This is a genomic window from Collinsella aerofaciens ATCC 25986 (genome assembly GCF_964237925.1).
GTDB lineage: Bacteria > Actinomycetota > Coriobacteriia > Coriobacteriales > Coriobacteriaceae > Collinsella > Collinsella aerofaciens_BJ.
This window is the reverse complement of record NZ_CAXSKI010000018.1, coordinates 1-23,162: the sequence shown is the minus strand read 5'-3', so window position 1 is coordinate 23,162 and position 23,162 is coordinate 1. Positions and strand designations below refer to the sequence as shown.

Genomic DNA, 23,162 nt, shown 5'->3' with positions numbered 1-23,162 from the left:
GCCAGATAACGTTTTGATACTTTCGCCGTGTGCCGCCTAAGCGCCGCACGGTAGACACTTAAGGAGATTTCACATGCCGCGTCGTGCAGCAGCTAATCGTCGTGAGGTTCAGCCTGACGCCGTTTACAACAACCGCCTGGTGACTCAGCTCATCAACAAGGTCCTTCTTGACGGCAAGAAGGCCACCGCTGAGCGCATCGTTTACACCGCTTTCGAGATCGTTGCCGAGAAGTCCGAGGGTGGCGACGCTCTCGCTACCTTCAAGAAGGCTATGGACAACGTCAAGCCCACGCTCGAGGTTAAGCCCAAGCGTGTCGGTGGCGCTACCTATCAGGTCCCGATGGAGGTCAACTCCCGTCGTTCCACCGCTCTGGGTATCCGCTGGATCGTCAACTTCTCCCGCGCTCGCAAGGAGAAGACCATGGCCGAGCGTCTCGCCAACGAGATCCTCGACGCTTCCAACGGCCTGGGCGCTTCCGTCAAGAAGCGTGAGGACGTCTTCAAGATGGCCGAGGCCAACCGCGCGTTCTCTCACTATCGTTGGTAAGTTAAGGTAAGGAACTAACATGGCTAAGCCTAAGTACAAGCTTTCCGATACCCGTAACATCGGCATCATGGCCCACATCGATGCCGGTAAGACCACCACGACCGAGCGTATTCTTTACTACACCGGTAAGACCCACAAGATCGGTGAGGTCCATGAGGGCGCTGCCACCATGGACTGGATGGTTCAGGAGCAGGAGCGCGGCGTAACCATTACCTCCGCTGCTACCACGTGCTTCTGGAACAAGGACGGTAAGGACTACCGCATCCAGATCATCGACACCCCGGGCCACGTTGACTTCACCGCCGAGGTCGAGCGCTGCCTGCGCGTCCTCGATGGCGCTGTCGCCGTCTTCGACGCCGTTGCCGGCGTTCAGCCCCAGTCTGAGACCGTTTGGCGTCAGGCTTCTACCTTCAACGTCCCCCGCATCGCCTTCATCAACAAGTATGACCGCGTGGGCGCTGACTTCTTCAACGCTATCGAGACCATGAAGGATCGTCTCGACGCTAACGCCGTGGCCGCTCAGGTCCCGATGGGCGCCGAGGACAACTTCTGGGGCGTCATCGACCTGGTCACCATGACTGCATGGGACTTCAAGGCCGACGAGAAGGGCATGACCTACCCCGAGCCGATGGACGAGATCCCGGCTGAGTTTGCCGACATCGCTGCCACCAAGCGCGAGGAGCTCCTCGACGCTGCTGCCAGCTTTGACGACGAGCTCATGGAGAAGATTCTCATGGAGGAGGACTTCACCGTCGAGGAGCTCAAGGCTGCTCTGCGCAAGGGCGTTCTGGCCAACGAGCTCAACCTCGTCTTCGTGGGTTCCGCCTACAAGAACAAGGGCGTTCAGGAGCTGCTCGACGCTGTCGTCGACTACCTGCCCAGCCCGCTCGACGTCGAGGCCGTCACCGGTACCGATCCGGACACCGGCGAGGAGATTCAGCGTCATCCTTCCTTCGACGAGCCCTTCTCCGGCCTGGTCTTCAAGATCATGACCGACCCGTTCGTCGGTAAGCTCACCTATGTCCGCGTTTACTCCGGCCGCGCCGAGTCCGGCTCCTACGTGGTCAACGCTTCCAACGGTCAGCGCGAGCGCCTCGGCCGCATCCTCGAGATGAACGCCGCCGAGCGTATCGACCGTGACGACGCTGCCGCTGGCGACATCGTCGCTTGCGTCGGCTTCAAGAACTCCACCACCGGTGACACCCTGTGCGCCGAGGGCAAGGAGATCGTCCTCGAGAAGATCGAGTTCGCTAAGCCCGTTATCGACGTTGCCATCGAGCCCAAGACCAAGGCCGAGCAGGACAAGATGTCCCTGGCTCTGACCAAGCTCGCCGAAGAGGACCCGACCTTCCAGGTGTCCACCAACCACGAGACCGGCCAGACCATCATCGCCGGCATGGGCGAGCTGCACCTCGAGATCATCGTCGACCGTCTGCTCCGCGAGTTCAAGGTTGACGCTAACGTTGGTAAGCCCCAGGTTGCCTACCGCGAGACCGCTGGTCACGACGTCGAGAAGGCTGAGGGCAAGTTCGTCCGTCAGTCCGGCGGTCGCGGTCAGTACGGCCACGCCGTCATCAAGCTCGAGAAGATGGAGGAGGGCTTCGGCTACGAGTTCGTCAACGCTATCGTCGGCGGCGTCGTGCCCAAGGAGTACATCCCGTCCATCGACAAGGGCATCCAGGAGGCCCTGAACACCGGTGTTATCGCCGGCTTCCCGGTCCTCGACGTTAAGGTCACCCTGTTCGACGGTTCTTACCACGAGGTCGACTCCTCCGAGGCCGCCTTCAAGATCGCCGGTTCCATGGCTATCAAGGACGCCCTCAAGAAGTCCGATCCGCAGCTGCTCGAGCCGATCATGGCTGTCGAGGTCGAGACCCCTGAGCAGTACATGGGCGACGTTATGGGCAACCTCTCCGGTCGCCGCGGCAAGATCGAGGGCATGGAGGATCGCAAGAACAGCAAGCTCATCCGTGCCAAGGTGCCGCTGGGCGAGATGTTCGGTTACGCTACCGACCTTCGCTCCCAGACCCAGGGCCGTGCATCCTACACGATGCAGTTCGACTCTTATGAGCCCGCGCCCAAGTCCATCGTGGACGAGGTCATGAGCAAGAACGCCTAAGTTCGAGCTCCCTGTTACGTAATCCGCGAGAACATCTCTCGCACTCTTTGGAGGTTTAAGTTGGCTACCCAGAAGATCCGCATTCGCCTCAAGGGCTATGATCACGAGGTCGTCGATCAGTCCGCGAAGCTCATCGTCGAGACCGCTCAGAAGACCGGCGCTCGCGTTTCCGGTCCTGTCCCCCTGCCCACCGAGCGCAACCTGTACACGGTTATCCGCTCGCCGCACGTGAACAAGGACTCCCGTGAGCAGTTCGAGATGCGCACCCACAAGCGCCTCATCGACATCCTCGACCCCACCTCGGGCACCGTTGATTCGCTCATGCGTCTCGACCTCCCCGCTGGCGTCGACATCGACATCAAGCTCTAAGCGATATCGCTCATAGCTTATAGAGCCCCGCTGCCATCTTGGTAGCGGGGCTCTTTTGTTTTGAGTTTAGATTTTGGGATAGCGAATTCGTCTGCCGAGCTGATGGCTGCGGCGCCCTATTCGCTCAGGGGGCGCAAGGACGCTTCTTCGAAGTGGAAGACGCACAAGCCGCTCTCGGTCTCAATGCTTGCGCGGCCGCAATCGTCGACCGTTCTAAATATGCCGCGTGCCAGCTCGTCTCCAGCGGGGGAGCGGGCGATAACGTGCTCCCCAATCCAATTGAGGTGTGCGACATATTCGTCGTGGACGGGCGCGAGCGGTCCGGCGTTTTCTTCCATGGCGTTGAGGCGCTCTGCCCAGGTATCTACAGCGTCTATAACTGCGTGATAGACCTCATCGAGGAGCATGTCGACGGCGGGAACGCTCTCGTTGAGGTCCGAGAGGCCAATTGCCGCCAGGCCGCCATCGGGCACCTCTTGGGGCGTGTAGTTTACGTTGACACCAATGCCGCAGACGGCGAAAGGTTTGCCTTCGTTATCGCGTGCGGCCTCGACCAGAATGCCGCCGAGCTTGCGTCCTCGCGCGACCAGGTCGTTGGGCCACTTGAGGGCTATTTCGCTTGCAAGGCCTTGCTTTTCGAGTGCTTCGAGCACCGCTAGGCCGCTGACGGCGGCAAGACCAGAGTACTTTGCGGGATTAACGCATGGACGCAGGACAATCGAAAGCAATAGGTTGCCGGCGGTTGAATCCCACTTGTGGCCGCGCCGGCCGCGTCCTGCCGTTTGCGCGCGGGCGGCAAGTCCTGTGCCGTGCGGCGCACCCTGTTTTCCTGCCTCGAGCAGGTCATCGTTGGTCGATCCGGTTACATCGACAATCGTTAATTGGGCATCCATAGCGGCTGCTACCTCCTTATTGAATAAGTGAATGACGCAATGGTGTCGAGAGATAGACACAATGTGAAGCCTTTGTCGCATTTGGACAATTTAATGTTAACACGTCAACAAAGACTGAAATGCGTTATCCTCTCTTGGTCGATGTAAACACGTCAACAACTCAAAGGAGGTTAGTGATGGGTTTCACGATTCTTGGAACAGGTTCGGCACTTCCTGAGCGCAGTGTTTCCAATGACGAGCTGTCTGAGTTCCTCGATACCTCGGATGAGTGGATTTTTACTCGCACAGGTATCAAGAGCCGCCACGTCTGCACCACCGAGTCACTTGACGACCTTGCCGTAGCAGCGAGCGAGCGGGCACTCCAGGTGTCCGGAATCGACGCGAGCCAGCTGGATCTGATCGTCTGCTCGACGACGACGGGTGACCACCTTGTTCCCGCCGAGGCGTGTGCCGTTGCTGAGCGACTAGGCGCGACGTGCCCTGCCTTCGATGTCTCGGCGGCTTGTGCCGGCTTCGTATTTGCGCTCGATGTCGCCGAGGGCTATATCGCCCGCAGCCGTGCCGAGCGCGTGCTTGTTGTTGCTGCCGAGCAGATGACGCGCGCGCTCGAGTGGACCGACCGTGCCACCTGCGTGCTATTTGGCGATGGGGCAGGCGCCGCAGTGATTGAAGCTGGGGGAGACAACCCCCTTGCCGTTGAGCTTTCGACGGCGCCCGACGTCGAGACGTTGCGCGTTCCCGGTCTGGTCGGTACCTCGCCGTTTAAGGCTTCCGCAGATAGCGCGAGCGTGCTGTCCATGAATGGCCGCCGCGTGTTCAAGTTCGGCGTCAACGCCATCTGTGACACGGTCCATAAGCTTGCGATCGATGCGAGCATTTTGGTCGAAGACATCGATCATTTTGTATTCCATCAGGCTAACGAACGAATCCTGAGCCAGGCGGTCAAGCGTCTGGGCGTGCCGGACGAGCGTGTGGTTCGCACGTTGCGCGAGACCGGCAACATTTCGAGCGCATGCATTCCGCTTGCCCTCGACCGGCTGGCAAACGCCGGTGCACTTCACACGGGCGACACGATCGCCTTGGTTGGATTTGGCGCCGGTCTGGATATAGGTGGCTATCTGCTTCGTTGGAAGTAGTCGCACATAGGAAATAAAAACGCCCTAGGGCACAACCAAAGGAGAACTACCATGGCAGATCAGAAGACCTTCGAGCGCGTTTGCGACGTTATCCGCGAGACCGCTGGTCTTGACGACGTTGAGATGAAGCCCGAGTCCACGCTCGAGGAGATTGGTCTCGACAGCCTGGGCACCGTCGAGATCCTCGTCGCCGTCGAGGACGAGTTTGGCATCCAGCTCGATACCGAGGAGAACCCCAAGACGGTCGGCGAGTTCGCCGATACGGTCGAGGCGGCATTGGAGAAGTAGAGATGCTCAAGACTCCTCTCTGCGATCTGCTCGGCATCGAAAAGCCCGTGTTCCAGGGCGGTATGGCCTGGATTGCCGATGCCTCGCTGGCGTCCGCAGTGTCCGAGGCGGGTGGCTTAGGCATCATTGCGGCCATGAACGCCGACGCCAACTGGCTGCGCGACCAGATTCACGAGCTGCGCGCCAGGACGGATAAGCCCTTTGGCGTCAACGTCATGCTCATGAGCCCGTTCGCCGACGAGGTTGCACAGGTCGTGATTGACGAGCGAGTGCCGGTCGTCGTGACGGGCGCCGGCAATCCCGCCAAGTACATGAAGGCGTGGAACGAGGCGGGCATCAAGGTCATCCCGGTCGTTGCCTCGGTGGCGCTGGCGCGCCTCGTGGCACGTCGTGGAGCCACGGCGGTTGTTGCCGAGGGTACCGAATCGGGCGGCCATATTGGCGAGACCTCGACGATGGCACTGGTGCCGCAGGTCGTCGATGCGGTTGACATTCCCGTCGTGGCCGCCGGCGGTATTGCCGACGGCCGCGGCGTGGCGGCCGCCTTTATGCTGGGCGCCGAAGGCGTGCAAGTGGGTACGCGCTTTCTGGTCGCAGACGAGTGCACCGTCTCGGAGCAGTACAAAGAGATGGTCCTGAAGGCCAACGACACTTCAACGCGTGCGACCGGTCGCTCGACGGGACATCCAGTGCGCGCCCTCAAGAGCCCCTTCACCAACGCCTATGCCAAGAGCGAGGGTTCCGGCGCGAGTGCCGAGGAGCTCGGTGCTATGGGAACCGGTGCGCTGCGTAAGGCCGCCAAGGACGGCAACTACGAAGAGGGTTCGTTTTTGTGTGGACAGATTGCCGGCATGGTTAGCGAGCGCCAGAGCGCACGCGAAATCGTTGACGATCTGGTCGATGGCGCCGAGCGCGTCCTGAAGGGTGCGTCCGCATGGGTAGCGTAGCGTTTCTGTTTGCCGGCCAGGGTGCCCAACACCCCGCGATGGGCGTCGACCTGATCGAGACATCGCCGGCGGCCGCCGAGGTGTTCACCATTGCCGACGAGGTGCGCCCGGGGACGAGCGAGCAGTGCCGGAGCGCCTCCAAGGAGGAGCTCTCGCAGACCGAGAACACGCAGCCGTGCGTGTTCGTTCACGACCTGGCAGCGGCTGCCGCCCTGCGTGAGCGCGGCGTGGTACCTGCCGCCTGTGCGGGATTCTCGCTGGGCGAGGTCGCCGCGCTCACCTTTGCGGGGGCGTTCGATACGCGAGCGGGCTTTGAGCTCGTGTGCGAGCGCGCGGCGCTGATGGCCGCGGCTGCCGAGCGCCATCCGGGCGGCATGCGCGCCGTCATCAAGCTCGATGCGGCGCAAGTCGAGGGCCTGGCAAAACAGGCCGGCGAGGACTGCTGGCCAGTCAACTACAACAGCCCACAGCAGACGGTTGTGGCCGGAGCGCCCGATGCGCTGCAGACCCTCGACGTCCTAGTAAAAGAGGCTGGCGGCCGCGCCATGAAGGTCGCGGTGTCGGGTGCATTTCATAGCCCCTATATGGCCGAGGCGACCTGTGGCCTTGCCGCATATATTGAGGCCGGTCACGCGCCGTCCCCGTTGCTCATTCCTGTTTTGGCAAATATGACAGCGGCGCCCTATCCGGCGGATCCCCAGACGGCATCGGATGTCTTGGCCAATCAGGTGAGCCATGCCGTACGCTGGGTCGATACGCTGCATGCTCTGCAGGATCAAGGCATCGACACATTTATTGAGGTCGGCCCCGGCAAAACGCTGTCCGGCCTGGTCAAGCGTACGCTGAGCGACGTTCGTGTGTATTCGTGCGAGACGGCCGAGCAGGTCGCAGCTATTGCCGACGAGCTCGCATAGTCCACAGGGCTGTAACCCGAAAGGAATGACATGGGCAACTTGAACAATGGCGCGCTCGAGCGCAACGACTCACGTCGCGTGGCACTGGTCACGGGCGGCTCGCGGGGTATCGGCCGCGCCTGCGCTATCGGTCTGGCGGAGGATGGCTACGATATCGCCGTCGTCTATGCCGGCAGCGTCGATGCGGCGCGCGAGACGTGCGACGCCTGCGAGGCGGCTGGCGCCACGGCGCGCTCATATCAATGCGACGTGGCCGACCCCGCTGCCGTCAACGCGTGCGTGGAAGCGGTCCTCAACGACTTTGGCTCCATTTGGGCGCTCGTCAACAACGCTGGCATCACCCGCGATGGCCTGCTCATGCGCATGGGCGATGACGCCTTCGATCGCGTGCTCGATGTCAATCTTAAAGGAACGTTTAACACGACGCGCGCGCTCACCAAGACCTTTATGCGCCAGCGCGGCGGCTGCGTCGTCAACATGAGCTCGGTCGTGGGCCTGATGGGCAATGCCGGGCAAGCCAACTACGCTGCCTCCAAGGCGGGCGTGATCGGCCTGACCAAGGCGGTGGCGCGCGAGCTTGCGCCCCGCGGCGTACGAGTGAACGCGGTTGCCCCCGGGTTTGTCGAGACGGATATGACGGCAAAGCTCTCGGAGAAGGTGCGTACGGTAACCGAGGAGCAGATTCCCCTTAAGCGTATGGCGCGCCCTGAGGAGGTGGCCGGCGTAGTGCGCTTTCTGGCGAGTGATGCGGCTGCCTACATTACGGGTGAGGTCGTGCGCGTCGACGGCGGAATGGCGATGTAGAAACCAGGGCCGAAGAACGGCTTGGATGAGGAGACCATGATGGAACAGAGAGTTGCAATCACCGGTATCGGTGCCGTGTCGCCGCTCGGCAACACCGCGCTTGCCACCTGGGCGGCCATGTGCGCCGGCACGTGCGGCATCGGCCCGATCACGCACTTCGATACCGATGCGTTTGCCGTCAAGGTGGCAGCCGAGGTCAAGGGCTTTGACGGCAACGAGTACTTTGGCAAGCGTGACGCCAAGCACCTGGACCCCTGCGTCCAGTTTGCCCTGGCGGCGTCAGACGAGGCCATGCACGATGCGGGCTTTGATATCGAAGGCGCCATCGATCGCGAGCGCCTGGGCGTCTACGTGGGCTCGGGCGTGGGCGGCATGACGACGCTCGTCGACAACGTCCATACGATTGCCGAACGTGGGCCCCGCCGCGCATCGCCCTATATGATCGCGATGATGATCCCCAACATGGCATCGGGCAATATCGCAATCCGCCACAAGGCAAAGGGCCCGACCCTGCCCGTGGTGACCGCGTGCGCAACCTCGGCCCATGCGGTGGGCGAGGCGTTCCGCGCCATAAAGCACGGCTATGCCGACGCGATCCTCGCGGGCGGCGCCGAGGCCGCAATTATCCCCGATGCCGTTGCGGGCTTTACGTCCTGCCGCGCATTGACCACCAACCCTGATCCCGCGACGGCTTGCCGCCCGTTCGATGCAGACCGCGATGGCTTTGTGATGGGCGAGGGCGCCTGCGTGCTCGTGCTCGAGAGCATGGAACATGCGCAGGCGCGCGGTGCGCACATTTATGCCGAGGTCGTGGGCTACGGCAACACCGATGATGCCTATCACATCACGAGCCCTGATCCCGAGGCTGCCGGCATTGCCCGCGCGATATCGCTGGCGGTGACCGAGGGCGACGTCAGGCCTTCCGAGGGCCTCTACATCAATGCCCACGGCACATCGACCAAGCTCAACGATTCGTCCGAGACGGCGGGCATTAAGCGTGCGCTCGGCGAGGACGCGGCGCGCGCCGCGCACGTCTCGTCGACTAAGTCGATGACCGGCCACATGATCGGTGCCACGGGCGCCATCGAGGTCATGGCCTGCGCCATGGCGCTCGAGCAGGGCGTGGTGCCGCCGACCATTAACTACCACACGCCCGATCCCGCCTGCGATCTTGACTACACGCCCAATCGCGCGGTTCGCGCCGACCTTACCTGGGCGCTTTCGACCAACCTGGGCTTTGGCGGGCACAACGCCGCCATCGCGCTGCGTAGATATACGAGGAGCTAGAGCATGGATTCCAAAAGACTTGCCGAGATAGCCGATGTTATGGAGGACCGCGGCCTCACGCGCGTACGCGTTGAGGAGCCCGATGGCACCGCGGTCGAACTCGAGCGCGCGAGCGCCGCACAGCCGGTTGCCGTGCCCATGCCCATGCCGAGCGCTATGGCCGCTCCAGTTGCAGCTCCCACAGTCGCGCCTGCCGCACCGGAGCCCGCCGCGCAGACACCTGCCGCCGCACCGGAGCCCAAGGGCACCGAGGTGACCGCTCCCATGGTCGGCGTTTTCTATGCTGCCCCGGCGCCGGGCGACGAGCCGTTTGTGCACGTGGGCTCTAAGGTCAAGGCCGGCGAGACGCTCTGCATCATCGAGGCCATGAAGGTTCTCAACGAGGTAACGGCAGAGGCGGATGGCGAGGTGCTCGAGATCTGCGTGGCCGACGGCGACCTCGTGGAGTTCGGCAGCTGCCTCATGAGGATCGGATAGGTGATATCCATGAACAAAGAAGAGCTTAAAGAACTGTTACCGCATCGCGAGCCGATGCTTTTGCTCGACGAAGCCGAGCTGGTGGGCGACGAGGCCCACGGCAAGATCACGATTACGGGCGACGAATACTTTTTGCAGGGGCATTTTCCGGGAAACCCGGTGGTCCCCGGCGTGATTCAGTGCGAGATGCTCGCCCAAAACTGTTGCGTGCTGCTGATGGGCGATGAGGAGGCGCGCGGCGCGACGCCGTTCTACACGAGTCTGGACAAGGTGCGCTTTAAGCGTCCGGTGCGCCCGGGCGACACGGTTGATCTGGTGTGCACCATCACGCGTGCGCGCGGGCCGTTCCGCTTTGCGACGGGTACTGCGAGCGTCAACGGTGAGGTTTGCTGCCGCGCCGATATGTCTTTTGCACTCATGCACGAAAGTTAAGGAAGGCTTCATGTTCGACAAAGTGCTCATCGCCAACCGCGGAGAAGTCGCGGTCCGTGTTATCCGCGCGTGCCGCGATATGGGCATCAAGACCGTCGCCGTTTATTCCACGGCCGATGCGGACGCGCTGCACGTGCAGCTTGCCGACGAGGCGTATTGCATCGGCGGCCCGCGTCTTGCCGAGAGCTACCTCAACGACGATGCTGTGCTCACCTGTGCCGTGAAGTCGGGAGCAAAGGCGATCCATCCCGGCTATGGCTTCTTTTCCGAGAAGGCGAGCTTCGTGCGCGACTGCGACAAGTATGGCCTGACGTTTGTCGGTCCTTCGGCCGAGGTGATCGACAGCATGGGCGACAAAGATGCCGCACGTCGAACGGCTGCCGCGGCGGGCGTGCCCATCGTACCGGGCTGCGATTTGCTCAAAAGCCCCGAGGAGGCGACGGCCGAGGCCGAGCGCATTGGCTGCCCCGTGCTTATTAAGGCGCGTGCAGGTGGCGGCGGTCGCGGCATTCGCAAGGTCGAGCGCGTGGAAGATGCGGCAAAGGCGTTCATCGAGGCGCGTGCCGAGGGCGAGGCCGTTTTTGGCGACGGCGAGTGCTACATGGAGAAGTTCGTCGCGCCGGCGCATCACGTTGAGGTGCAGATTATGGCCGATAAGCAGGGTCATGTGTTTTCGCTCGGCGAGCGCGAGTGCTCGGTGCAGCGGCGCAACCAAAAGCTGATCGAGGAGAGCCCCGCGCCGTGCCTCGACGGACACGACGACATTCGTGCTCGCATGCACAAGGCAGCGCGTGACCTGGCTCGTGCCGTCGGCTACGAAGGAGCCGGTACCATCGAGTTCCTGTATTCGGACGACGGCAATTTCTACTTTATGGAAATGAACACGCGCTTGCAGGTGGAGCATCCGGTTACGGAGTTTGTGACCGATACCGACTTGGTCAAGTGGCAGCTGCGCGTGGCAGCCGGCCAGCCTCTGCCCTTTGAGCAGGAGGACATGCCGGTCCGCAACCACGCCATGGAGTGCCGCATCAATGCCGAAACGCCGGACTTTCTGCCGTCATGCGGAACGGTCACCGCGTTGCGTGTGCCGGGTGGTCCGCGCGTGCGCTGGGATTCCGCCATGTTTACCGGTGCAAAAGTTCCGCCGTACTACGACTCCATGCTTGGCAAGCTCATCGTGTGTGCGCCCACGCGTGACGGCGCCATTCGCAAGATGCGCTCGGCCCTGGGCGAGCTCGTGATTGAGGGCGTGAGCGAAAACAGCGAGCTTCAGCTCGACGTGCTGGCAAACGACGAGTTCTTGTCGGGCATGTATCACACCGATCTGATGGGGCATCTCTATGCTGATGAATAGAAAAGCGAAGACGGTCAACGTCCTCGAGGGGCCGATGACCGAGTCGTGCGCCGAGTTTCCCGCGCGCCATGTGTTTATCAAGTGCCCGGAGTGCCGCCGCGTGATCGATGAGGCGCGCCTGCACGACAACCTCGAGGTCTGCCCTCGTTGCGGAAAACACTTTCGCGTGAGTGGTCGCGCGCGCATGCGCATGACGGTCGACGAGGGCACGTTTGAGGAATGGGATGCCAATCTGGCGTCGGAGGACTTTCTCTCGTTTCCCGGCTATGCCGACAAGCTCAAGAGCGTGAGCGAGCGTTCGGGCGAGCGTGATGCCGTCGTGTGCGGTAGGGGTAAAATCTGCGGCTTCGATACCGCGCTCTTCTTTATGGACGCCAACTTTATGATGGGCTCGATGGGTTCCGTGGTGGGCGAGAAGATCTGTCGCACATTTGAGCATGCGACCGAGTTGGGATTGCCGGTCGTTGGCTTTACCGTATCGGGTGGCGCCCGCATGCAGGAGGGCGTGACCTCGCTCATGCAGATGGCCAAAATCTCTGCGGCGGTTAGGCGTCATAGCGAGGCGGGCGGCCTGTACATCACGGTGCTCACCGATCCGACGACCGGTGGCGTGACTGCGAGCTTTGCCATGGAAGGCGACATCATCTTGGCCGAGCCCGATGCCCTGACGGCGTTTGCCGGCCCGCGCGTGATCGAGCAGAACATGCACAAGCGCTTGCCCAAGGGATTCCAGCGCTCCGAGTTTTTGCTGGAGCACGGCTTTTGCGATGCCGTTGTTCCGCGTGGCGAGATTGCGCTCACGGTAGGCGAGCTGCTGGCGCTGCACGAAGGGCGCGCACCCGGCCTGGGGGCACCACATGAGATCGTGCATACGGGCCGCCGCGGCAAAAAGCTGGGACATTTGTTCAAGCGCTCGGCCGCGCCAAAAGCCGCACTCGAAATTGTCAAACAGACGCGCTCGGCAGATCGTGCCACGGCGGGCGAGATGATCTCGCTGGGCCTGGATGGATTTGTGGAGCTGCACGGCGACCGCTACTTTGGCGACGATGCCGCTGTGGTGGCTGGCATTGGCTGGAAAGACGGACGTCCCGTAACGGTCATCGCCATCGAGCGCGGCACCACGACCAAAGAGCGTATGCGCCGCAACTTTGGCATGGCGCATCCCGAAGGCTACCGCAAAGCGCGTCGCCTTATGCGCCAGGCCGAAAAGTTTGGTCGACCGGTTCTGTGCCTGGTCGATACTTCGGGCGCGTTTTGCGGCATCGGTGCCGAGGAGCGCGGTCAGGGCGAGGCGATTGCCCAGAATCTCATGGAGATGAGCGGCCTTAAGACACCGATTGTCTCGGTGGTGACAGGCGAGGGCGGCTCTGGTGGCGCGCTGGCGCTGTCCGTGGCCGACCGCATCCTGATGCTCTCGAGCTCGGCCTATTCAGTCGTGAGCCCCGAGGCCTGTGCGTCGATCCTGTGGAAGGATACCGAGCGTGCGGATGAGGCCGCCGAGGCGCTTAAGCTCACGGCCCCCGATCTGCTGGCGCTCGGCATCATCGACGGCATTGTTGACGATAAGGGCCTGTCGCATGAGGAGATCGCCGGTGCCGTCATGTCCTCGGCATTTGATGCCTTCGATACGCTTGGGCAGCTCGACGACGCGACCCTCACAAACCTCCGCTACGAAAAGTACCGCGCAATCGGTCGATACCGCACGATGTGACAAAGGGACAGCCCGCATGTCATATTGGGAAAGGCGTTCCATGCTACAAGTTTCTAACACCTCGTTTACAACGTCGGTTTCATCAAACGCCATGGCCGTGGTGGACTATCTGTCCAAAAGCATGATGTCGGCGCTGCCGTTTATTGTCTGCGCGGCGTTGTTCCGCACCGTCGCTGTCATTATGGGCGAAGGCATGCTGGGCCTGTGGTCTGCCGATTCCGATATCTATCGCCTGTTCTACAGTTGGCTCTATAACGCCGGCTACTACTTTTTGCCCATTTATCTTGGTTGGGCGGCCGCCCGCCAGCTCGGTTGCTCGGAGCAGCTGGGCATGATGCTGGGCGGCGTATTGATTGCACCCGATTTACTCAAGCTTGTCGATGCCGCATCGACGACGGGGGCATCGATGACTTCCGTGTATGGTCTGCTTCCTGCGCCGGTCAACGATTACACGACGACTGTTATTCCGGTTCTCATCTCGGTGCCCGTGCTATGGCGAGTGGAGTGTTTCTTTAAGCGCGTTATCCCTAAGGCCGTGGCGTTTTCGTTCGTTCCGTTTGCGACCATGCTTGTCATGGTTCCGGTTTCGCTGTGTATTACGGCGCCGGCGGGCAGCTATCTGGGCATGCTGTTGGGCCAGCTTATGTTTATGCTTGGCAATTCCGGTGGCATCGTGTCGCTGCTCACGCTCATGGGGCTTGCTGCGGGCTGGGAGTTCCTAAAGATCGCCGGCGTCAGCAACGTTGTCCTATCGCTCGCCTATGCGCAGTTTATGAGTGTGGGAACGGATTCGTGCATCCTGATCGCCGCGACGATGGCAACGTTCGCCGTTTGGGGCATGCCCTTTGGCGCGTCGCTTCGCGTTGCGGATAAGGACGAGAAGGCGCTCATGCTGGGCTATTCAATCTCGGGTGTTCTTGGCGGCGTAAGCGAGCCGGCGCTGTACGGTTGCGGCTTTAAATATGGCAGGTGCCTGACGTGCATGGCCATTGGCGGCGCCGTCGGAGGCCTTGTTGCGGCCGTGGGCCACGTTACGGCCTATACCATCGGCATGACGAATGTCCTTATGGTCATTGGCTTTGCCACGGGCGGCATCTCGAACCTGCTGTGGTGCTGCGCTGCCGGCGGTGTGGCATTTGCGGTGTCTGCGGCGCTGAGCTACTGCTTTGGCGTGGTGCCGGCGAAGGGACAGACGACGGGGGACGGAGCCGATTCACCCGAAACCTCGAAGAGCGTGGCCGAAGTAAGCGCGTAAACCTGTGCGACACAAGGACGATTCCTTTGCCATATTCCAAGGCCGTGGCCCGTGTGGGTTGCGGCCTTTTTTGTATCTGGGGGACAAAGTGGCTACACTACAATCCGTTTGAGCAATAGATATATAGGTAGTACCGTGGGGGCGGATGTAGATGGTCGAGTGGATTGTTAAGCGTGCGCAGGGTGACCGTGCGCGCGTGGGCACGTTGACGGGCGTGGTGTGTATTCTCGCCAATGTGGCACTATGCGCTGCGAAGGGCGTAATTGGCGTGCTGTCGGGATCGGTTTCGATTGTGGCGGATGCCATGAACAACCTGTCCGATGCAAGCTCGAATATCGTGAGCGTGCTGGGCTTTAAGCTGGCGAGCAAGCCGGCCGACCCCGAGCATCCTTACGGCCACGGTCGCTACGAGTATCTCTCGGGTCTGGTCGTAGCAGCACTCGTGCTGCTGATTGGCGTTGAGCTGGTGAAGTCCTCGGTTGAGCGCGTCATTCACCCCGAGCCTGTCGAGTTCTCGCTTGCCCTGGTGGCGGTCCTTGTGCTTTCGATGGCCGTAAAGCTGTGGATGGCGGCCCTCAACCAAAAGCTCGGCGATCGCATTGAGTCCGAGACGCTGCATGCGACCGCGCAGGATTCCAAGAACGATGTCCTTGCCACAGGCGCCGTGTTAGCGTGCGCAATTGTTTCGCAGGCGACGCACATCAATCTTGACGCATGGGTCGGCCTTGCCGTTGGCGCCTATATTGGCTGGAGCGGTTTTGAACTCATCCAGGATACGGTGAGCCCGCTTTTGGGCCAGGCGCCCGATCCCAAGCTGGTCAAGCACATTCGAGACAAGATCATGAGCTACCCCGGCGTTTTGGGCGTTCACGATTTGATGGTTCACGACTACGGCCCGGGCAGGAAGTTCGCAAGCGCTCACGCCGAGATGGCGGCCGAGGCCAGCCCGCTGGAAAGTCACGACACGCTCGACAACATCGAGCAGGCGTTTAGGAACGAAGACGGCATGATCGTCACGCTTCACTACGATCCCATCGTGACCGATGACCCCAAGGTGGCGAGCATGCGCTTGCGCATTCACGCCATGGCCCAACAGATCGATAGCCGCCTCTCGATTCATGATCTGCGCTGTGTGCCGGGTCCCACGCACACCAACGTGATCTTTGACTGCGTGCGTCCCTCGGATCTGCAGATGAGTGCCGAAGACGTAAAGCACGCGCTGGCAAAACGGGTCGAATCGGAATATCCCAAGTCGATTGCCAAGATTACGATCGACGAGGACTACGTCGGCCATACCCACGAGTAGAGCTGTGCCGGCAAAGCAAATTATGCAGAAGGGGAGAGCATGAAGCGCCTATACCTACTCCGTCACGGCCAGACGGAATTCAACGTCAAAAAGCTGGTCCAGGGCCGCTGCGATTCACCGTTGACCGACCTGGGCCGCAAACAAGCGGGAATGGCAGCCGCATGGCTCAAGGCCCACGACGTTGTCCCCGACAAAGTGGTCTCTTCGCCTTTGGGTCGAGCCATGGACACAGCTCAGCTCGTCGCAACCGAACTCCTCGGCCCGGACGCTGCCGTCGAGCCCTGCGAAGGCATCATCGAGCGCTGCTACGGCACCTTCGAAGAAGGCCCCCACGACGCGCTACCCACCGACGTCTGGGATCCGGGCGAGGACCTGGTCCCCTTCGGAGGAGAAGGAAGCCGCGCGCTGCAAGAACGCATGGTAGGCACCCTCACCAATCTCATGGGCTCCGAGGGCATCGAGACCCTTCTAGCGGTAAGCCACGGCAGCGCCAGCCGCCAATTTATCAAGGCCGCAGCCCCAGAGGGCTTCGAGCTCCCAACAAAACTCCCCAACTGCGCCATCATGATCTTCAATTTTGATGAGGCAAAGCCACAAGCAGAAGGCGAGCCAATGCAATGCAAGTTCACCCTCCAGCAAATAGTGGACCCCCAACAAAGTCATTAGCCTGAACGAGCAGAGTTACGCAGACATCAACGTGTCGTCTCCCGAGCACGGCGGAGGGCCGGAGAAATATATTAAGGTCATCGCGAGTTCCGCACGCAAAGAAGGCCACTTAATGTGGCCTTCGTCTTGCGCAGGACTGTAGAGCAGGGACCTTAATATATTTCTCCGGCCCTCCGCCGTGCTCGGGAGACGTGCCACGCACTTTACCTGCGTAAACAATGTGAGTGAAATATGAATCTCGATGGATACGCCCGCAGCCGTGTATACTAAACAGCTGTGTGTAACCAAGGGAGTATTCTGGCTGGACAAAATGCCTGCTTAATAGGGTTGTCAGGTAGTCCGGACGCAATACAAGGCTGGGGAGCACGTCGTGTAAGTAGTGGTCCTCTAGGGGCGTACGCTCGGTGGTGTACGCATTGTCCCAAGACCACGCGAGAGTTGGGATCATATCTTGATCAGCATGATTCTCGGCCGCAAGATTGGCATGACCCAGGTTTGGGACGAGGACGACAACGTCGTTCCCGTCACGGTCATCCAGGCTGGCCCCTGCGCTGTCTCGCAGGTTAAAACTCAGGCAACCGACGGCTATGACGCCGTCCAGATCGGTTTCGGCGACATCAAGGCCAAGAACGTGAACAAGCCCATGGCTGGTCACTTCGCCAAGGCTGGCGTCGAGCCTGTCCGCTTCCTTCGTGAGGTCCGCGTCGAGAACGGCGAGGAGCACAAGGTCGGCGAGGTCGTTACCGTCGCTGATTTCGCTGATGTCGAGAAGGTCGACGTCATCGGTACCTCCAAGGGTAAGGGCTTCCAGGGTCGCATCAAGCGCTGGGGTCAGCGCCGCGGTCCTATGACGCATGGTTCTCACTTCCAGCGTCACCCCGGTTCTATCGGTCAGTGTGCCTATCCTGCGCGCGTCCTCAAGGGCGTCAAGATGGCCGGTCACATGGGTAACGAGCGCGTTACCGTCAAGAACCTTTCCGTTGTCCGCATCGATGCCGAGCAGAACCTCATCTTGGTCAAGGGCGCTGTCCCGGGTGCCAAGAATGGTCTCGTCGCCATCCGTATGGCCTAAGGGCCCAGCCCATTTAGCCCAGCGTCATACCAAGGAGAACACTTAAATGGCAAAGTTTGAAGTAAAGAACAGCGAGGGCAAGAAGGTCGCCGAGGCCGAGCTCGCCGCTGAGGTGTACGGCATCGAGCCGAACATCCACGTTATGCACCACATCGTCAAGTGCCAGATGGCCTCTTGGCGTCAGGGCACCCAGTCTGCTAAGGGTCGCTCTGAGGTTTCCGGTGGCGGCAAGAAGCCTTGGCGTCAGAAGGGCACCGGCCGTGCCCGCCAGGGTTCCATCCGTGCTGCCCAGTGGCGTCACGGTGGCGTTGTCTTCGCCCCCAAGCCCCGTTCCTACGCTAAGCGTATGAACAACAAGGAGGTCAAGCTGGCTATGCGCTCCGCGCTGTCCGCCAAGCTGGCCGATGGCGAGCTCGTGCTCGTCGACGACTACGGCTTCGAGAAGCCTTCCACCAAGGCTGCCGTCGCCATGCTCAAGGCTCTCGGTCTTGAGGGCAAGCGTCTGACCATCATCGTTCGCGATGAGGACGTCAACGCCTACCTGTCGTTCCGCAACATTCCCAAGACGTTCATCATCACCGCTGACGAGGCCAACACCTACGATCTCGTCAACAACAACGCTGTGCTGATGCCCGCCGACATCGCCGCTCACTTCGGGGAGGTGCTTGCATAAATGACCGCCCACGAGATCATCATCCGTCCGATCGTGTCCGAGCGTTCCTTCTCCGGCATGGAGCTGAACAAGTACACGTTCGAGGTCGCCAAGGATGCTAACAAGTATCAGATCAAGGACGCTGTCGAGGAGATCTTCGGCGTCAAGGTCGTTCGCGTGAACACCCTGACGGTCAAGCCCAAGACCAAGCGCGTGCGCTATGTCGCCGGCAAGACCCGTTCTTGGAAGAAGGCCATCGTCACGCTGGCCGAGGGCGACACCATCGAGGTCTTTGGCAACCAGGCCTAAGACTCGCTGCTGTTGAGTGAGCTCATGCCTCCCAAATAGGGGAGGCGAGAGCTCAAGGTTTTGGGCGTATAAAATGGACACGCCCGGAACCGTGTATACGTCCGGTGTCATCGCACCCGAGGCAGAACCTCGAATCCCTGTCTGCGATGGCTAACGGATTCCTATTGAAAGGGATTGTAATGGCTGTAAAGCACCTTAAGCCGACCTCCGCTGGTAGGCGTTGGCAGACGATCTCCGATTTCTCCGAGATCACCTGCACCAAGCCCGAGAAGTCTCTTCTCGAGCCCCTGCCCAAGAAGGCCGGTCGTAACAACAACGGCCGCATCACCACCCGCCACCAGGGCGGCGGCGTGAAGCGTCGTTACCGCGTGATCGACTTCAAGCGCAACAAGGACGGCGTGCCCGCCAAGGTTGCCACGATCGAGTACGATCCGAACCGTTCCGCTCGCATCGCTCTGCTGCACTACGCTGACGGTGAGAAGCGCTACATCCTGGCCCCCAAGGGCCTCGAGGTCGGTCAGACCATCATGTCCGGTTCTGACGCCGACATCAAGCCGGGCAACGCTCTGCCCCTCGCCGACATTCCCGTCGGTACGCTCATCCACGCCGTCGAGTTCCAGCCGGGCAAGGGCGCTGCTATCGCCCGTTCCGCCGGTAACTCCTGCCAGCTGATGGGTAAGGAGGGCAAGTACGCTATCGTCCGTATGCCTTCCTCCGAGATGCGCCGCATCCTCGTTACCTGCCGCGCCACCGTCGGTGAGGTCGGCAACGCCGATCACTCCAACATCGTCATCGGCAAGGCCGGCCGTAAGCGTCACATGAACGTGCGCCCGACCGTCCGCGGTACCGTCATGAACCCTGTCGACCACCCGCACGGCGGTGGCGAGGGCAAGAACCACACCTCTGGTCGTCCCTCCGTTACCCCCTGGGGTAAGCCGACGAAGGGCCTTCGTACGCGCAAGAAGAAGAAGGTCTCGAACCAGCACATCATTCGTCGCCGTAAGAAGTAATTTCGGATACCGAGTTTTAGGAGAAAGCACTTATGAGCAGAAGTCTCAAAAAGGGCCCGTTCGTGGAGACTCGCCTTCTCTCGCGTATCACCGCGATGAACGAGGCTGGCAAGAAGGACGTCGTGAAGACCTGGTCCCGCGCGTCCACCATCTTCCCCGAGATGGTTGGTCACACCATCGCCGTCCACGACGGCCGCAAGCATGTGCCCGTGTATGTTACCGAGTCCATGGTTGGTCACAAGCTCGGCGAGTTCGCGCCGACTCGTACGTTCCGTGGCCACAAGGCCAAATAGGGGGTTAACCGTAAATGGCAACTAAGTCTATTGAAACTGAGGCCACCGAGGTTCGCGCCGTCGCTAAGTACGTGCGTGTTTCCCCCAGCAAGGCCCGCCTGGTGGTCGATCTGATCCGCCGCAAGCCTGTCGCTCAGGCCTTCGACATCCTCCACTTCTGCGACCGCGCCGTCGCCGTGGATGTCGAGAAGGTTCTCCGTTCCGCCGTTGCGAACGCCGAGAACAACAACGGTCTGCGTGCCGACAACCTGGTTGTCGCCGCTGCCTATGTTGACGAGGGTCCGACGCTTAAGCGCATCCGTCCCCGCGCCAAGGGTTCCGCTTCTCGCATTCTGAAGCGTACTTCCCACATCACCGTCGTCGTTGCTCCTCGAAAGGAGGCGTAAAGCTGTATGGGTCAGAAAGTCTACCCCACCGGCTTCCGTCTTGGCATCACCGAGAACTGGCGCTCCCGCTGGTTCGCAGAGAAGGATTACGCTAAGACCCTCGGTAACGATCTCGAGATCCGCAAGTACCTCGAGAAGCGTCTTTCCCGCGCAGCTGTCTCCCGCGTCGAGATCGAGCGCGCTGGCGACAAGGTGAAGGTCATCATCCTCACCGCTCGCCCCGGCGTTGTCATCGGTAAGAAGGGTGCCGAGATCGATACCCTCCGCACCGAGCTCGAGAAGGTTGCTGGCGTCTCCAAGGGCCAGCTCTCCGTCGACGTTGTCGAGATCAAGCGCCCCGAGCTCGACGCCAACCTCGTTGCTCAGTCTATCGCCGAGCAGCTCGAGGGCCGCGTTGCCTTCCGTCGCGCTATGCGCAAGGCTGTCCAGTCCGCCCGCAAGGCCGGCGCTAAGGGCATCCGTATCCAGTGCTCCGGTCGTCTCGGCGGTGCCGAGATGGGCCGTCGTGAGTGGTACCGCGAGGGTCGCGTGCCTCTGCACACCCTCCGTGCCAAGATCGACTACGGCACGGCTGTCGCCAGCACCACCATGGGCGCTTGCGGCGTGAAGGTCTGGATCTACCTGGGCGAGAAGCTCCCGGGCCAGCCTGTTCCCAACCCTGCACTCGAGGGCTCTTCCCGTCCTCGTCGTCGTAACTCCGAGAGGAGGGGTCAGTAGTGCTTGCCCCTAAGCGTATTCTTCACCGCAAGGTGCAGCGTGGCTCCATGAAGGGCCAGGCCAAGGGTAATACCGAGCTGCATTTCGGCGAGTTTGGTATCCAGGCTCTCGAGGCCCATTGGATCACCAACCGTCAGATCGAGGCCGCTCGTATTGCCATGACCCGCTACATGAAGCGTGGCGGTCGTGTGTACATCACGATCTTCCCCGATAAGCCCATCACCAAGAAGCCTGCTGAGACTCGCATGGGTTCTGGTAAGGGTAACCCCGAGGAGTGGGTGGCCGTCGTCAAGCCCGGCCGCATCATGTTCGAGGTCAAGGGCGTGCCCGAGGAGGTCGCTCGCGAGGCTCTGCGTCTTGCACAGCACAAGCTTCCCATCAAGACCAAGATTGTTGCTGCTAAGAACGCTGAGCAGCGCATCGAGAAGGAGATGGCTGAGGAGGCCGCTCTCGAGGCCAAGTGGGCTGCTGAGGACGCCGCCGCCGCCAAGGAGGAGAACTAATGAAGCCCGCAGAGATTCGTGAGCTCTCGGACGCTCAGCTCGTTGAGAAGCTGAAGGAAATGCGCGCCGAGCTCTTTAACCTTCGTTTCCAGATGGCCACCAGCCAGCTGGACAACACCGCTCGCGTCAACACCGTGAAGAAGGACATCGCTCGCGTCCTCACGGAGCAGCGCGCCCGCGAGATCGCAGCGGAGAAGTCCGCTGTCGCCGAGTAGGACCTAAGGAGAGAACATGACTGATTCGCGTAACTCGCGTAAGGTCCGTACGGGTGTCGTTACCTCCGTCTCCGGTGCCAAGACCATTGTTGTCACCATCACCGAGCGCAAGCGTCACCCCAAGTACGGCAAGATGATGACCAGCTCCAAGAAGCTGCACGCTCACGACGAGGAGTGCACGGCTGGCGTGGGCGATACCGTCCGCGTTATGGAGACCCGTCCTATGTCCAAGATGAAGCGTTGGCGCCTCATCGAGGTCGTCGAGCGCGCTAAATAAGCAGTCGCTCTTACGACTTGTACGTTTCCGAAGATGTGCGTATGCCTGGCTTGCATACCACGGGCCGTATAAAGGCTGCGCACCTCTCTTCGGTTCTTAGTTCGGAGGAACATCTACCATGATTCAGATGCAAACCATGCTGAACGTCGCCGACAACTCCGGCGCTCGCAAGATTCGCTGCATCAAGGTGCTTGGCGGTTCCAAGCGTCGTTATGCAGGCATCGGCGATGTGTTCATCGGTGCTGTCCAGGAGGCTACCCCTGGCGCCAACGTCAAGAAGAAGGACGTTGTCCGTTGCGTCGTCGTTCGCACCGTTAAGGAGATCCGCCGCAAGGATGGCTCCTACATTCGCTTTGATGAGAACGCCTGCGTTGTCATCAACAACGATGGTTCGCCCGTCGGCACCCGTATCTTCGGGCCCGTCGCTCGCGAGCTTCGTGACAAGAAGTACATGAAGATCGTCTCGCTCGCTCCCGAGACCCTGTAGTTAGGGGAGATATATGTATATCAAGAAGGGCGATAAGGTCCAGGTTCTCTCTGGTAAGGATCGCGGCAAGCAGGGCGTTATCCTGCGTGCTCTCCCCGCAGAGAACAAGGTCGTTGTCGAGGGCGTTTCGGTCGTCAAGAAGGCCGTCAAGCCCAACGCTGCCAACCAGCAGGGCGGCATCGTTTCGCAGGAGGCTCCCATCGATGCCTCCAACGTCAATCTCGTTTGCCCCGAGTGCGGTAAGGTTACCCGCGTCGGTCACGAGAAGGACGGCAAGAACAAGCTGCGCGTCTGCAAGAAGTGCGGCCACAAGTTCTAAGCTGCCCGCAACATCAAGTTGCTAGCAATGGCCCGGATGCCACGGCACCCGGGCCTTTTTCTATCCCCACTCATTTGGTATCCCTACTCATTGGGGACAGACTTAAATGAGTACCCTAACTGGGTAAGCATACACTCATTGGGGACAGACTTACATGACTGGTCGTTTGGGACGTTCTTAAACGACTAGCCTATGAGGACAGTCTTTAGATTAATATATCTGGCCATCTGGGATGGGCTTCAACGAAAGCGGTACTTAGGGACAGTCCTCAGGTGCCGGCAATTTGGGACGGTCCTTTGATGTCTGATGCCCCCAGAGGGGTGAAGTAATACAGCCTTCTCTCATATGACCCAATCCGCTGTCAAGAGCCACAATGGCCCCGCCGACCGCTTGCAATCGGTCGGCGGGGCCTGCCGT

General features: G+C 60.9%; 28 protein-coding genes and 1 pseudogene. 28 read left to right on the top strand and 1 reads right to left on the bottom strand.

What is annotated here, in order from left to right:
- Positions 1–73 precede the first annotated feature (73 nt).
- From rpsG to rpsJ, 3 genes are read left to right on the top strand one after another with little or no spacing between them, the layout of a single operon-like run.
- The gene (rpsG, locus tag ACESWY_RS08555; RefSeq protein ID WP_006235013.1) at positions 74–547 is read left to right on the top strand and encodes a 30S ribosomal protein S7; all 474 of its coding nucleotides are present in this window, start codon (positions 74–76) and stop codon (positions 545–547) included.
- A 19-nt stretch (positions 548–566) separates the two neighbouring features.
- Positions 567–2,666, top strand: a complete 2,100-nt coding sequence (gene fusA, locus ACESWY_RS08550) for an elongation factor G (RefSeq protein WP_022094183.1) — start codon at positions 567–569, stop codon at positions 2,664–2,666.
- A 60-nt stretch (positions 2,667–2,726) separates the two neighbouring features.
- Positions 2,727–3,035 (top strand): 30S ribosomal protein S10, encoded by a 309-nt coding sequence (gene rpsJ / locus ACESWY_RS08545; RefSeq protein ID WP_022094184.1) that lies wholly within the window; start codon positions 2,727–2,729, stop codon positions 3,033–3,035.
- Positions 3,036–3,151: 116 nt separating this feature from the next.
- Here rpsJ and ACESWY_RS08540 read toward each other — a convergent pair whose 3' ends face one another.
- On the bottom strand, positions 3,152–3,928 hold the full coding sequence (locus ACESWY_RS08540; RefSeq protein WP_158554570.1) for a biotin--[acetyl-CoA-carboxylase] ligase: 777 nt from the start codon (positions 3,926–3,928) through the stop codon (positions 3,152–3,154).
- A gap of 176 nt (positions 3,929–4,104) precedes the next feature.
- Here ACESWY_RS08540 and ACESWY_RS08535 point away from each other — a divergent pair, with 176 nt between their 5' ends.
- From ACESWY_RS08535 to rplX, 25 genes and pseudogenes are all read left to right on the top strand, one after another.
- Positions 4,105–5,064, top strand: coding sequence for a 3-oxoacyl-ACP synthase III family protein (locus tag ACESWY_RS08535; RefSeq protein ID WP_055309399.1), 960 nt, complete (start codon positions 4,105–4,107; stop codon positions 5,062–5,064).
- 51 nt (positions 5,065–5,115) lie between these two features.
- Positions 5,116–5,352, top strand: coding sequence for an acyl carrier protein (locus ACESWY_RS08530; protein WP_006235019.1), 237 nt, complete (start codon positions 5,116–5,118; stop codon positions 5,350–5,352).
- A gap of 2 nt (positions 5,353–5,354) precedes the next feature.
- On the top strand, positions 5,355–6,299 hold the full coding sequence (gene fabK / locus ACESWY_RS08525) for an enoyl-[acyl-carrier-protein] reductase FabK (protein ID WP_195520903.1): 945 nt from the start codon (positions 5,355–5,357) through the stop codon (positions 6,297–6,299).
- The gene (locus tag ACESWY_RS08520; protein WP_373094042.1) at positions 6,287–7,213 is read left to right on the top strand and encodes an ACP S-malonyltransferase; all 927 of its coding nucleotides are present in this window, start codon (positions 6,287–6,289) and stop codon (positions 7,211–7,213) included. Before fabK ends, ACESWY_RS08520 begins: the two co-directional genes overlap by 13 nt.
- Positions 7,214–7,243: 30 nt before the next feature.
- Positions 7,244–8,017: a 3-oxoacyl-[acyl-carrier-protein] reductase gene (fabG, locus tag ACESWY_RS08515; RefSeq protein WP_138374774.1), complete on the top strand. Its 774-nt coding sequence runs from the start codon at positions 7,244–7,246 to the stop codon at positions 8,015–8,017.
- A 39-nt stretch (positions 8,018–8,056) separates the two neighbouring features.
- Positions 8,057–9,304, top strand: coding sequence for a beta-ketoacyl-ACP synthase II (fabF, locus tag ACESWY_RS08510; RefSeq protein ID WP_373094039.1), 1,248 nt, complete (start codon positions 8,057–8,059; stop codon positions 9,302–9,304).
- A 3-nt stretch (positions 9,305–9,307) separates the two neighbouring features.
- Positions 9,308–9,781: an acetyl-CoA carboxylase biotin carboxyl carrier protein gene (gene accB, locus ACESWY_RS08505; protein WP_022094191.1), complete on the top strand. Its 474-nt coding sequence runs from the start codon at positions 9,308–9,310 to the stop codon at positions 9,779–9,781.
- Between the two features lie 9 nt (positions 9,782–9,790).
- Complete coding sequence (gene fabZ, locus ACESWY_RS08500; protein ID WP_117563763.1) at positions 9,791–10,213, top strand: 3-hydroxyacyl-ACP dehydratase FabZ; 423 nt, start codon at positions 9,791–9,793, stop codon at positions 10,211–10,213.
- A 10-nt stretch (positions 10,214–10,223) separates the two neighbouring features.
- Positions 10,224–11,567, top strand: a complete 1,344-nt coding sequence (locus ACESWY_RS08495; protein ID WP_373094036.1) for an acetyl-CoA carboxylase biotin carboxylase subunit — start codon at positions 10,224–10,226, stop codon at positions 11,565–11,567.
- Complete coding sequence (gene accD, locus ACESWY_RS08490) at positions 11,554–13,278, top strand: acetyl-CoA carboxylase, carboxyltransferase subunit beta (RefSeq protein WP_373094034.1); 1,725 nt, start codon at positions 11,554–11,556, stop codon at positions 13,276–13,278. Before ACESWY_RS08495 ends, accD begins: the two co-directional genes overlap by 14 nt.
- 40 nt (positions 13,279–13,318) lie before the next feature.
- The gene (locus ACESWY_RS08485; protein WP_148331880.1) at positions 13,319–14,533 is read left to right on the top strand and encodes a PTS sugar transporter subunit IIC; all 1,215 of its coding nucleotides are present in this window, start codon (positions 13,319–13,321) and stop codon (positions 14,531–14,533) included.
- A 151-nt stretch (positions 14,534–14,684) separates the two neighbouring features.
- Entirely contained in the window at positions 14,685–15,839 is a 1,155-nt protein-coding gene (locus tag ACESWY_RS08480) for a cation diffusion facilitator family transporter (protein ID WP_373094033.1), read from the top strand.
- A gap of 39 nt (positions 15,840–15,878) precedes the next feature.
- Positions 15,879–16,505 (top strand): histidine phosphatase family protein, encoded by a 627-nt coding sequence (locus tag ACESWY_RS08475; protein WP_373094031.1) that lies wholly within the window; start codon positions 15,879–15,881, stop codon positions 16,503–16,505.
- Positions 16,506–16,956: 451 nt separating this feature from the next.
- On the top strand, positions 16,957–17,577 hold the full coding sequence (gene rplC / locus ACESWY_RS08470) for a 50S ribosomal protein L3 (protein WP_035137484.1): 621 nt from the start codon (positions 16,957–16,959) through the stop codon (positions 17,575–17,577).
- A gap of 46 nt (positions 17,578–17,623) precedes the next feature.
- Positions 17,624–18,250 (top strand): 50S ribosomal protein L4, encoded by a 627-nt coding sequence (rplD, locus tag ACESWY_RS08465; RefSeq protein ID WP_006235032.1) that lies wholly within the window; start codon positions 17,624–17,626, stop codon positions 18,248–18,250.
- Positions 18,251–18,538: a 50S ribosomal protein L23 gene (gene rplW, locus ACESWY_RS08460; RefSeq protein ID WP_022094197.1), complete on the top strand. Its 288-nt coding sequence runs from the start codon at positions 18,251–18,253 to the stop codon at positions 18,536–18,538.
- Positions 18,539–18,717: 179 nt separating this feature from the next.
- Positions 18,718–19,548 carry a 50S ribosomal protein L2 gene (gene rplB, locus ACESWY_RS08455; protein WP_022094198.1) on the top strand — a complete coding sequence of 277 codons (831 nt, stop codon included), beginning with the start codon at positions 18,718–18,720 and terminating at the stop codon, positions 19,546–19,548.
- Positions 19,549–19,580: 32 nt separating this feature from the next.
- Entirely contained in the window at positions 19,581–19,841 is a 261-nt protein-coding gene (gene rpsS / locus ACESWY_RS08450; protein ID WP_006235035.1) for a 30S ribosomal protein S19, read from the top strand.
- A 14-nt stretch (positions 19,842–19,855) separates the two neighbouring features.
- Positions 19,856–20,227 (top strand): 50S ribosomal protein L22, encoded by a 372-nt coding sequence (gene rplV, locus ACESWY_RS08445; protein WP_006235036.1) that lies wholly within the window; start codon positions 19,856–19,858, stop codon positions 20,225–20,227.
- A 6-nt stretch (positions 20,228–20,233) separates the two neighbouring features.
- Positions 20,234–20,944: a 30S ribosomal protein S3 gene (gene rpsC, locus ACESWY_RS08440; protein WP_006235037.1), complete on the top strand. Its 711-nt coding sequence runs from the start codon at positions 20,234–20,236 to the stop codon at positions 20,942–20,944.
- A pseudogene (rplP, locus tag ACESWY_RS08435) lies at positions 20,944–21,360 on the top strand (50S ribosomal protein L16); the annotation flags it as partial. The gene rpsC and the pseudogene rplP, both read left to right, overlap by 1 nt.
- Positions 21,361–21,446: 86 nt before the next feature.
- On the top strand, positions 21,447–21,662 hold the full coding sequence (rpmC, locus tag ACESWY_RS08430; RefSeq protein WP_006235039.1) for a 50S ribosomal protein L29: 216 nt from the start codon (positions 21,447–21,449) through the stop codon (positions 21,660–21,662).
- Between the two features lie 16 nt (positions 21,663–21,678).
- The gene (gene rpsQ, locus ACESWY_RS08425) at positions 21,679–21,939 is read left to right on the top strand and encodes a 30S ribosomal protein S17 (protein ID WP_006235040.1); all 261 of its coding nucleotides are present in this window, start codon (positions 21,679–21,681) and stop codon (positions 21,937–21,939) included.
- A gap of 118 nt (positions 21,940–22,057) precedes the next feature.
- Entirely contained in the window at positions 22,058–22,426 is a 369-nt protein-coding gene (gene rplN, locus ACESWY_RS08420) for a 50S ribosomal protein L14 (protein ID WP_006235041.1), read from the top strand.
- Between the two features lie 13 nt (positions 22,427–22,439).
- Positions 22,440–22,745, top strand: a complete 306-nt coding sequence (gene rplX / locus ACESWY_RS08415) for a 50S ribosomal protein L24 (protein WP_099432059.1) — start codon at positions 22,440–22,442, stop codon at positions 22,743–22,745.
- Positions 22,746–23,162 lie beyond the last annotated feature (417 nt).